The organism is Priestia aryabhattai B8W22, from assembly GCF_000956595.1.
GTDB lineage: Bacteria > Bacillota > Bacilli > Bacillales > Bacillaceae_H > Priestia > Priestia aryabhattai.
In genome coordinates, this window is record NZ_JYOO01000044.1 from 26,087 (window position 1) to 36,993 (window position 10,907).

At 34.8% G+C, this 10,907-nt stretch carries 12 protein-coding genes and 1 pseudogene; 4 read left to right on the top strand and 9 right to left on the bottom strand.

Annotated elements, in window-relative coordinates; all coding sequences use genetic code 11:
* Window positions 1–55: 55 nt before the first annotated feature.
* Window positions 56–163 (bottom strand): annotated as a pseudogene (locus tag N178_RS27700) (glyoxalase); the annotation flags it as partial.
* Window positions 164–187: 24 nt separating this feature from the next.
* On the opposite strand from N178_RS27700, the gene N178_RS23340 reads away from it, so the two are divergent.
* Window positions 188–1,399 (top strand): macrolide family glycosyltransferase, encoded by a 1,212-nt coding sequence (locus tag N178_RS23340; protein WP_045295236.1) that lies wholly within the window; start codon window positions 188–190, stop codon window positions 1,397–1,399.
* A 385-nt stretch (window positions 1,400–1,784) separates the two neighbouring features.
* Here the strand turns inward: N178_RS23340 and N178_RS23345 are convergent, their stop codons facing one another.
* The 5 genes from N178_RS23345 to N178_RS23365 all read right to left on the bottom strand — a co-directional run bounded on the left by N178_RS23345 (window position 1,785) and on the right by N178_RS23365 (window position 6,742).
* Window positions 1,785–3,104, bottom strand: a complete 1,320-nt coding sequence (locus N178_RS23345; protein WP_045295238.1) for an MFS transporter — start codon at window positions 3,102–3,104, stop codon at window positions 1,785–1,787.
* A 93-nt stretch (window positions 3,105–3,197) separates the two neighbouring features.
* Window positions 3,198–4,346, bottom strand: a complete 1,149-nt coding sequence (dgoD, locus tag N178_RS23350; protein WP_028409932.1) for a galactonate dehydratase — start codon at window positions 4,344–4,346, stop codon at window positions 3,198–3,200.
* On the bottom strand, window positions 4,333–4,995 hold the full coding sequence (locus N178_RS23355) for a bifunctional 4-hydroxy-2-oxoglutarate aldolase/2-dehydro-3-deoxy-phosphogluconate aldolase (protein WP_045295240.1): 663 nt from the start codon (window positions 4,993–4,995) through the stop codon (window positions 4,333–4,335). The genes dgoD and N178_RS23355 overlap by 14 nt, the downstream gene beginning before the upstream one ends.
* A 17-nt stretch (window positions 4,996–5,012) precedes the next feature.
* Window positions 5,013–5,966: a sugar kinase gene (locus N178_RS23360; RefSeq protein WP_045295242.1), complete on the bottom strand. Its 954-nt coding sequence runs from the start codon at window positions 5,964–5,966 to the stop codon at window positions 5,013–5,015.
* Between the two features lie 17 nt (window positions 5,967–5,983).
* Window positions 5,984–6,742 (bottom strand): IclR family transcriptional regulator, encoded by a 759-nt coding sequence (locus N178_RS23365; protein WP_045295244.1) that lies wholly within the window; start codon window positions 6,740–6,742, stop codon window positions 5,984–5,986.
* A gap of 217 nt (window positions 6,743–6,959) precedes the next feature.
* Here N178_RS23365 and N178_RS23370 point away from each other — a divergent pair, with 217 nt between their 5' ends.
* Window positions 6,960–7,238 (top strand): hypothetical protein, encoded by a 279-nt coding sequence (locus tag N178_RS23370; RefSeq protein WP_045295246.1) that lies wholly within the window; start codon window positions 6,960–6,962, stop codon window positions 7,236–7,238.
* Between the two features lie 223 nt (window positions 7,239–7,461).
* Here N178_RS23370 and N178_RS23375 read toward each other — a convergent pair whose 3' ends face one another.
* The 3 genes from N178_RS23375 to N178_RS23385 form a co-directional block, all read right to left on the bottom strand.
* Window positions 7,462–7,875: a hypothetical protein gene (locus N178_RS23375; RefSeq protein WP_045295247.1), complete on the bottom strand. Its 414-nt coding sequence runs from the start codon at window positions 7,873–7,875 to the stop codon at window positions 7,462–7,464.
* A gap of 67 nt (window positions 7,876–7,942) precedes the next feature.
* Window positions 7,943–8,743, bottom strand: coding sequence for a polymorphic toxin type 44 domain-containing protein (locus N178_RS25555; RefSeq protein ID WP_052942425.1), 801 nt, complete (start codon window positions 8,741–8,743; stop codon window positions 7,943–7,945).
* 413 nt (window positions 8,744–9,156) lie between these two features.
* Window positions 9,157–9,342, bottom strand: coding sequence for a hypothetical protein (locus N178_RS23385; protein WP_045295249.1), 186 nt, complete (start codon window positions 9,340–9,342; stop codon window positions 9,157–9,159).
* A gap of 94 nt (window positions 9,343–9,436) precedes the next feature.
* On the opposite strand from N178_RS23385, the gene N178_RS23390 reads away from it, so the two are divergent.
* Complete coding sequence (locus tag N178_RS23390) at window positions 9,437–10,192, top strand: metallophosphoesterase family protein (RefSeq protein WP_045295251.1); 756 nt, start codon at window positions 9,437–9,439, stop codon at window positions 10,190–10,192.
* Between the two features lie 13 nt (window positions 10,193–10,205).
* Window positions 10,206–10,727 (top strand): HAD family hydrolase, encoded by a 522-nt coding sequence (locus N178_RS23395; RefSeq protein WP_045295253.1) that lies wholly within the window; start codon window positions 10,206–10,208, stop codon window positions 10,725–10,727.
* Window positions 10,728–10,907: the final 180 nt, after the last annotated feature.

Here is a 10,907-nt window from a genome sequence, read left to right on the forward strand (position 1 = left end):
TCATTTATTAGTAAGCGCCTTGTGAATAAGTTAACTCATAGCTATGCGTATAAATTTAGAAAATATCTCCAAATGGATCTTCTACATAAACCATTTTATATGGTTTTTCTCCTGGGTAATATTCTCTGATAGGCATACGTTGTTTACCACCATATTGCTTAATTATCTTGTAAAAGGAGGAATTCAGATGGGAAAAGTTCTATTCTTTAATTATCCAGGAGAAGGCCACGTCAACCCTACAATTGCATTAGTGGAAGAACTACTAAAAAAGGGTGAAGAGGTTGTCTATTACTGTATAGAGGAATATAGAAATAAAATTGAGAAAACAGGAGCAGCATTTCGTCCCTATAAAAATTTCACACGTAATGCAGATCTAGTGAAAAAAATCGCAAAAAGAATGGACCCTCTTGAAATGCTATTATATATGGTACGGTCTGCGGATACATTCATAGAAAGTGTTCTGGAGGACATAAGAGATGAAAAGTACGACTATGTTATTTATGATAATAATTTCGCCGCAGGATGGATTATTGCTGATATATTAAAGATACCTAAAATATCTTCTTGTACAACGTTCGCTATTGATGAAGAGGTCTTTTCGAACGTTATGAAAAGTCGAGGAGAAATGGATAAGACATCTCCAACATATCAAGAACTCAAAGAGATATTAAAAAAGTGGAAACAACAATACGACATACTAATTAACGATAATCATAAGCTGATGTCTTGTCCTGGCGATATTACTCTTGTATATACATCAAGATCATATCAACCTCGTGCTGAAAAGTTTGATAACTCTTTTATTTTTGTTGGTCCTTCTATTGCGCCGCGAAAAGATGTAGAAACTCTTTCATTAAAAAATATTCCTGGTGATAAGCTTATCTTTATTTCAATGGGAACAATATTTAACCAGCAACCTGAGTTATATGCTACCTGTTTTGAAGCATTCCAAGAAATACAAGCTACAGTTGTATTATCAGTAGGAAAACAGACGGACATTAGCCAATTTAAAGAGATTCCATCTAATTTCATTATACGTAATTATGTACCTCAGTTAGAAATACTAGAACAAGCAGATGTTTTTATTACTCATGGTGGAATGAATAGTACAAGTGAAGGACTTTATTTTGGTGTTCCTCTTGTGGTTATGCCTGTTGTAGGAGATCAGCTAATAGTAGCTAATCGGATTGAAGAATTAGGAGCTGGTCTACAACTTAATCGTCAAGAACTAGACGCCACTACATTACGAAACACAACGGAACAAGTGCTATCAAACGCTTCATTTAAAGAAAAGAGTTTGGAAATTGGCAAATCCTTAAGGGATTCTGGAGGATACCAAAAAGCAGTAGAAACTATTTTGCAATTTAAAAAGGATGCAAAAATAAAGGATCTAATCTAATTTTATTTCATTTTTAATCTTTAAAATCTAAGTTAGTCTAGGAATAAATAGACAATAAATCTCTCAATGAGATACTTCTTTTTATCACTTCCTAGAAATTAGTTTTATAGTAACTAGAAAAGAATAGTTAAACATATATTTTAACACCGGTATGTATAGGGGTGTTAAGTATGGGCGTATCTTTTTATAATGGTCAAATATGCGTTGAAGGGATAATTTGCGAATCGTTTATAAAAATGGCATTACTTTTATCCCCTATTGGTCAGATATGTACCTTGCGAAATAATCTATAAAAAAGACCGTCCATAATTTCTAAAATTATAGACGGTCTTTGATTTGCTTGTTCGTTAATCTTGACTAAACGTAAATCTCTCTTGATAGTTTCTTACACAATATCTCGATTCAATTTTTCCTCTTTAACCACTTTAATTCTTTCCACTTTCCCTACAAGGAAGATATACGAAAGTGCTCCTAAAAGAGCCAATGCCGCTATAAATACTAGCGCTGGAGCAAAGTTTCCTCCTTTAGCTAAGAAACCAATAACAATTGGGACAATGATAGAAGCCAAACCTCCGATAAAGTTAAAAACTCCGCCTGTCAAACCGACTAAGTGCTTAGGTGCTAGCGTTGAAACAAACACCCATGTAATAGAAGCCAGGCCATTTCCAAAAAACGCAATAGCCATAAACATGATAATGAGAGATGTGCTATTTACATAATTGGCTCCGATAATTGAAGTTGATAAAAGCAGGCCTACGATAATCGGTGTTTTTCTTGCAATGCCTAAAGATACTCCTTTTTTCACTAAGGCGTCAGATACAAAGCCAGATAATAATACTCCTACAAACGCTGCTAAAAACGGAGCTGATGCTAGGAAGCCTGATTTTAAGAAATCTAACCCTCTGTATTCCACAAGGTACGTTGGAAACCAGGTAAGGAAGAACCATAAAGTAGAGTTTACGGCAAACTGACCTAAGTAGATACCCCATAGCTTACGGTGAGAAAAGGCTTCTTTCAGATTTCCCCATTCGAATTTTGCTCTTTCTCCTTTCTTATCCGCAGCTTTAACTAAGCCTCCACCTTCTTCGATATGCTGCAATTCTGCTTTATTTACTTTGCTATGCTGAGAAGGATCACGATAAAAAATGTACCATATAATGCCCCACGCTATACCGATAATCCCTGTAGTAATAAACAGACCTCTCCACCCTAAAAAGTGCTGAATGGTCACCAATGTAGGTGTTAAAAATGCCAGCCCTGCAAACTGTCCTGAAGTATAAAAAGCAATTGCTGATGCTCTTTCCTGATTGGGAAACCAGCTGGTAACTACTTTATTATTGGTAGGAAAAGCCGGTGCTTCGAACGCTCCTGTCGCTAGACGCAGACCAAAAAGACTCACAAATCCCTTAGTAAATCCTTGCAGCAATGTAACAATGGACCAGGTAATTAAGCTAACGGCATACGTAACACGAGCACCAAAACGGTCAGCCATTACCCCTCCTGGTATTTGTAAAGCAGCATAAGCCCATCCAAAGGCTGAAAATATAAGACCCAGTTCTACTGATGATAGCTTTAAATCCTTGGACATGGCCGTGGCGGCTACAGAAATATTACTTCGATCCATATAGTTGATGACAACGCTTACGAAAATAAATGCTAAAACACGAAATCTAACGCGAGTCGGCTTTTCGCTATACCCCTTCATTCCCTTATCCCCCTGTATATGACTAGTTTAAAAAGAAGATCTGACTGACGGTCATTTATCAATCAGATCTTTCCTGCTAAAATGGTTTCCCATTTACCATTCCGCTACAGAACCATCTTTATGACGCCATACTGGATTACGCCAATTATGACCGATATCAGCCATTTTTCTAACATGGTCTTCATTAATTTCAATACCTAAGCCAGGTCCATCAGGAATTTTCACGAATCCTTCTTCATATTTAAATACGTGGTTATCAACAATATAATCTAGTAAATCACTGCCTTGGTTATAGTGAATGCCTAAGCTTTGTTCTTGAATAAATGCGTTGTGGCACGTTGCATCTACTTGAAGACAAGCGGCTAATGCAATAGGTCCTAACGGGCAATGAGGCGCAGCTGCTACATCAAAGGCTTCAGCCATCGAAATAATTTTCTTACATTCTGTAATTCCTCCTGCATGTGATAAATCGGGCTGAATAATATCAACGTAGCCGTCTGTTAAGAGCTTTTTAAACTCCCATTTTGAAAACATTCTTTCTCCCGTCGCAATAGGAATGGATACATGGTTGGCAATTTCTCTTAATGCCTCATTGTTTTCGGGCAAAACCGGCTCCTCGATAAACATTGGACGATAGACCTCTAGTTCTTTAGCTAAAATTTTTGCCATTGGCTTATGTACTCGTCCGTGAAAATCAATACCTATTCCTACATAAGGCCCCACTGCTTCTCTGACAGCAGCGATACGTTCTACTACTTGATCAATTTTTTCATATGAATCCACGTATTGAAGCTCTTCTGTTCCATTCATTTTTACTGCTGTAAATCCTTGTGAGACAACTTCTCTGGCTGCTTCGCCTACATCTGAAGGCCGGTCTCCTCCGATCCACGAATACACTTTAATGGATTCTCTTGCTTTTCCGCCTAATAATTGATGCACAGGAGCATCGTAATATTTTCCTTTTATGTCCCACAGAGCTTGGTCAATCCCTGATATGGCACTCATTAAAATAGGTCCGCCTCGATAGAAGCCGCCTCGGTACATAACGTTCCAATGATCTTCAATATTTAATGGATCTTTGCCAATAAGATACTCCATTAACTCATCTACTGCAGCTTTAACGGTAGAGGCTCTTCCTTCAATAACTGGTTCTCCCCATCCAACAATTCCTTCGTCTGTTTCTATTTTTAAAAATAACCAGCGTGGCGGCACTTGGAATAATTCATAATTAGTAATTTTCATGTACTTTGTCCCCTTTCGTTATACCATTCACTGCGTCTACGTATGCTTTAGCCTTTTGTGTTAGCTCCTGCAGATATCCATGAGTAATTTCACGTTTTGTATCAACTAAAGAACTTCCAATACCAAACCCTACAGCTCCTGCTTCTTCAAATTCTTGAATATTATCTAGGCTTACTCCTCCTGTTGGAAGAAGTGGAATATGAGGAAGCGGCCCTCGAATATCTTTAATATAGCTAGCACCCAGCCTAGCAGGAAATACTTTTATAATATCTCCGCCATTTTCATATGCTGTTAAAATTTCAGTAGGTGAAAAAGCACCTGGAATACTCACCGCACCGTATCTTTTTGTTAGTTTAATCGTTTCAATATTAACAGTTGGAGAAAGGATAAACTTTGCACCTGCTAAAATAGCTGAACGTGCTGTTTCAGGGTCAAGCACTGTCCCCGCTCCTACTAGCACTTGATTACCTAGTTCTGTAGAAACCTCTTTAATAGCTGAAAGTGCGTCCGGCGAATTTAGAGTAATCTCTATATTTTTTACACCGCCGTCATTAAGCGCAGAGGCAATCTTCACTACGTCCTTCGGTTTGGCTCCTCTAATAATCGCAACGATTTTATGCTCTAATAAATGTGATAAACTATCCGTCATGGGTAAGCCCCTTTCTTTTATCGTATAACGTCTTCTTTTGTAATCGCATTCATAAATTCGTAAAGCTCTTTCTTATCAGGCAAGCCTTCAATATCACCCTCTACGGTTACAACCATAGCTCCTATAGCACACCCTCTTCTAACCGTTTCTTTTAAAGAAGATTTATCTATTAATCCCGATAGTATCCCAGCGGCAAAACCGTCACCAGCTCCTACTGGATCTATCACTCTAGCAACTTTAAAGCCTTCTACGTAAGCGGATTCATTTTTAGTTGAATAATAAGCTCCTTCCTCACCTAGCTTAATAACAACTAGCTCTGCACCTAATTGATGAAACGCTGATGCAATGTCTTCAGGGTTATCCTTTTCAAATAAAAACTGGCCTTCATTCACTCCTGGTAAAATAATATCCGCATATGTAGCCATTTCAATGAGTGTTTGACGCGCAGTTTCTTCATCCCAAAGCGTCTTGCGTAAATTTGGATCAAACACTATTTTTGCGCCATTTTTTTTAGCTGCTTTCATCGCTTGAAAAACAGCTTCGTGGCAGGAATCGCTTAGCGCAGGTGTAATGCCTGTCACGTATAAGTATTTGGCAGAAGAGATATACTCTTCATTCATATCATGCGGATTCATAAAGCTTGCTGCTGATTCTTTCCTGTAATAAAAGACTTTACTGTTCATTTCATTTGTTTTTTGCTTTAAAAAAAGACCCGTAGGAGCATGATCATCAAATATCACATGTCTTACATCTATTCCTTCTCCTTTAATACTTGAAAGAATCCGCTCTCCTAGCTCATCTTTTCCTAACCGGCTAACCCATCCCGTTTGATAACCGAGTTTTGACAGGGCGATTAACGTATTGCTTTCTGCCCCTGCAATTTTCGAAGAAAAATCTTTAGCATATCGCATCTTTCCATTCGAGTGTGGGGTAAACAGAATCATTGTTTCCCCCATGCTTATCACATCCATTTTACCCCTCTTTTCACTTATCTCTTTGCCTCTTCATATCCAGCAATAAAAGATATATTAGTCGCTGTTTGAAGCAGCCTTTCTACTATAAAGTCCTTATGCTTCAGCATTCTTTCCTTAGGCCCAGCTACGCTAATAGCAGCTTGAATGCTTCCCTTTGCTCCAAATACAGGTGCAGCAAGGCAAAATAACCCTTCCTCATTTTCTTCATCATCAATTGCATAACCCATTTGAATAAAAGAGTCTAAATTGTCATTAAGAACTTTTTTATCTGTAATTGTATAATCCGTAATAGGCAGCAGCTCCGTATGTTCAAGCAGCTGTTCTCGCTGATCTTTAGGAAGAAAAGCTAAAAAGGTTTTTCCTAATCCGGTACAATAGAGCGGCTTTCGGTTACCAGGCTGAGCTGTTGTTCTAATAGAGCGATTATTATCAATCTTAACAACATAGACCAACTCTCCATCTGACAGCAAGGCCATAAACACCGTTTCCTGAACATCCTCCATCAGCTTCTTTAAATACGGTTTTCCCTCAGAAGAAATATCCAATGATTCCATAGCCGCTGTTCCAATTTGAATTAGCTTTGGCCCTAGCTTATACCTTTTTAATGAGTCCTGATTTAAATACCCTTCATTATGAAGGGTTCCCACAAGATTAAACGTACTGCTTTGCGGAAGCGAAAGTAAGTCACTAACCTCTTTTACCGTTAATCCCTCGGGATGTTGAGCAATCAATTCAAATACCCTTAATACACGTTCTGCTGATTTTACTGACATGAAGAAATCCTCTCTAAATCACATATGTGATTTTAAATTTTATATATGATTTACTGATTTAAATATTATCATAGCCAGATCATTAATTCAAAATATTTTTATAAATTAAACAAAAATATTTATGATAGTTCCTGAAAAATGGTTACTAAATAGCAATATAAAAAAGCTTCTATGATAAAATCATAGAAGCTAGAAAAAATTGTAATGGGAGCTAATTATGAAAAATAAAGATTTTTTATTATCTATTGTTTTAAATATCTTTTCAGCTTATCTATGGGTCTTTCTCATTTATTTAATTTTTGATTTCGTTCAGTTAAAGGAAAATGCTTTGTTGCTTGGACTAGTACTCGCATCCATAGGTACTCTGCTCTTCGCAGAGGTAATAAGGAGAGTTAATCCCTTTGTTACATATAAAATTACTCACCCTGTAAAAATTGCGGGATTTATATCTTTTGGGTTGATTGCTAGTACGAATCTATATTGGATCAGTTTTTGAAGGTTATGATAAAAATTAGAACAAGGAGCTTAAATTAAGCTCCTTGTTCCTTTAAGTGCCAGTAACACAATTTTTCCGCATATATAATCTGAACATAAAAAAGCAACCTCGTTTGCCAATAACGAGGTTGCCCTTTATAAAGGTTCTTTCATACGTATTCAAATGCGAACAATAGCAGCATTATAATATCTGCCTTATTTTAAAGGATGTATTTCTTTATTTATTAGATTTTACTTTTTCTAGATAAGGCAATTACAATGGCTAAGTATATTGGATAAAGTAAAACGCCAAGGTATATAACAATTCTCCCTATAGGATTGAGCTGATCTCCATGGTTACTAATTGGAAAAAGCTTGTTAAATAAGATAAGCATAATTGCAAAGTAAGGAATCCATAATACAGTTCCATAATAATTTAGTTTACTGTCTGTTAAGTATCGACGATTCAATAAATAATAAATGAAACTAAATACGATAACGGAAATCAACATAATTACAATCCCAATATTTCTTGCTACTGCTACATCAAGTTCTATTATTCTACTAATACGATAAATATTGAAAATTAGTTCGATATTAATAAAAATTAAAACTGCATATAGTATACTTGAGAAATTTAATTTCAAAAAATAATTCATAATGTCCCTCCCTATATGGTTTCATTTATTAATATCATATAATGTGCTCTACATAAATAATTCAATATTACCAATATTTAACCGCGTCATTATACCCTTTTGTGATTACATCTTTATCTTTAGAGTCTTCCGGTTGTCCAACTCCAACACCTACTGCACCGCCACCAATAAGTAAAGTCTTTTTACTAAATAGCAATTCTCCTGTATATGCATAATTATAGTTTCCAATATACTCAGAATTAATTACTTTTTTTCCATTGTAAGTACTAGCGTTGAATTCTTTATACCATGGTTTATATCCGGATCTTACTTTATAATCCCATGGTCCACCTTCCTGAACTTTACCAACAAAATAACCTACGGTTGCATTATAAGCTGAACCAGGAGAAGTTTTGAGTACTGATGCATTAAATTTTTCTAATTCTTTTCTGTTACTCTCTACTAACCTTTTTAAATTTAATGATGTTAGTCCAGTATCCACTGCAAAAGTTGAAAATTTTTGTGAAGTTTCTGCACTTGCATAAGAATTATGAGCTACTTCAGTAATTTCTTCTGGAGAAAGCATCTCTATATTAAAATCATTATTTACTTTAGCTACATCTTTTTCAACTAAGTAGTTAATACTATCTACTGTATCAGTAAAATCTTTATATTCGCTATCATTATCAGCTAACTTTTCTACTAAACTTTCGTCTTTTGCTTCTACTTGTCCATTCTCTGTTACTGTTAATAAATGAGAGCTTGCTGCTTCCTGGTATACATTTTCTTTTATTTGCACATTCTCTGCAGCTAATACATTTCCTTGTGATAAAAGAAATAAGCCTGCACTCATACTAAATCCTAACAGTAAAGTATTTCTTCTTTTCAAATTAATTCCTCTTTTCTTATGTTATTTCTTGAACTTTTGTAAGAATATCACTTTTTAGTAAAAAAATATAATTTTTAGATAATTAAGAAAAAAGTACTTTTAATAATGTATTTTTTTGTAATAATAAAGAGTTTACAGATACCGTAGATTAACATTTATTGTTAATCAAGAATATCCTTTTTATTTTATAATCAGAACTCATCACTTAGCATATGATAAAAGGTGTACTTTTTATTCATTGAAAAGGTTGATCCTCCTAAAGAAAAGCCTAACAAATCAACGATGTATAAACAGCTGTATAAAGAAGAAATGCAGCTTCATGAAGAACCCTATCCCCACAAGGATTCTTTTTTTGTGTGTTCTGGAAAGAGACTTTATGTAAACTAGCTCTGCATATCATATACATAATTAATTTAAAAATATGCCTTCATATTTCCGACGAATTTATAAAGGAAATACACCGAAAATCCAATTAGCACACATCCAGCTCCTACGAATATCCATTTAATATAAAGTGTATTATTTAACATGCGTCTTGTACCAGCTACCAGTGTCATTAATCCTAAAATAACCTCTCTTAATTTATTATAAATATTCATTTTTTTGTAATATAACTCCTATTATTATATTAATTTATACAATAAAATTCATCTTAATGTATAATAAAACATACAAAGAAGGAGGTTATATTTCTTGAATCAAAAAATAGCCATTATCTCAGACATTCACGGAAATAGCTTAGCATTGGAAGCCGTATTATCTGATATCTCAAATCGTGGAATTGATACTATATTTAATTTAGGTGATAGTTTATATGGGCCGTTGGATCCCCTTGGAACTTTTAAACTATTAATGGAACATGAGTATGATATTACACATATTATAGGGAATTGTGATCGAATAATAGTTGATTCATCAGATAATAATCCATCTTCTACAATTAATTATGTGAAACGAAGTCTAACCCCAGAGGCTCTCGAATGGTTACAACAGCATCCTAGTAGCTTAACTATGAATGATATTTTTTTATGTCATGGTACACCTAATTCTGACGAGATATATTTAGTAGAAGAAATGACGAAAGAAGGTGCACTCTTAAAAAGTTCAAGAGACATTATAAAGGCTTTAGAAGATGTTGAACAAGACGTTGTATTATGTGGTCACAGTCATATTCCAAGAACGCTCTATTTGCCAAACGGAAAATTAATTATAAATCCTGGTAGTGTAGGACTTCCCGCATACATAGATGATTTACCGGTACCTCATAAAATGGAATCTGGATCTCCCCATGCCAATTATACAATTATTGAAAAGACATCAGCTAATTGGGTAGCTAATTGGGTAGTTGATCAAATAAGTGTTCCATATCATTGGGAAAAAGCAGCTGCCATGGCAGAAATAAATCAGCGTCCAGATTGGGCAGATGCTTTGAGAATGGGAAGATTTTAAGGAGGGAGAAATAATGCCTAGAATTAAAGCAATTGTGTTTGATTGGGGAGATACTCTCATGAAAGATTTTTCTGAGTATGCAGGCCCCATGGCTGATTGGGAATATGTAGAGATTATAGATGGCGTTAGTAAATCTCTACATAGTGTTAGTCAGAGTTACATATGTTGTGTAGCTTCTAATGCTGGAGCTTCAAATTCAGAACTATTGGGAATGGCTTTAAAGCGTGTTGATATTCAACAATATTTTCAGTATCTTTTTACATCTAGAGAATTGGGCTTTTCCAAACCTAGTCTTGATTTTTTTAATAAGATTGTTCAGACCTTAGGCATTACTCCTCAGGAATGTATTATGATAGGTAATGATTATAATAAAGACATTATTCCTGCAAAAAAAATCGGAATGCAAACCATATTATTTTCTCAAGTATCTAAAGATGCGAATTTTAATTATGCAGATTATGTAATGAATTCTATAGAGAATTTACATGAAATTATATTAGAAATTGAGAAAAGAAATAATATTTATACGAGTTAAGTTTTAAAATAAAAAGCCTTTTATTTTATAAGGCTTTTTATTTTGTTTCCGGTAAGTTGTATTATGTAAACTGATTTTGTATATGATATTCATGATTCTTTAACTCAATTCTGATATATAATCAGATAGGAACAAAATTATAATTGAGTCCATCTGAATAGAGGTTAGAAATTGAAAAAA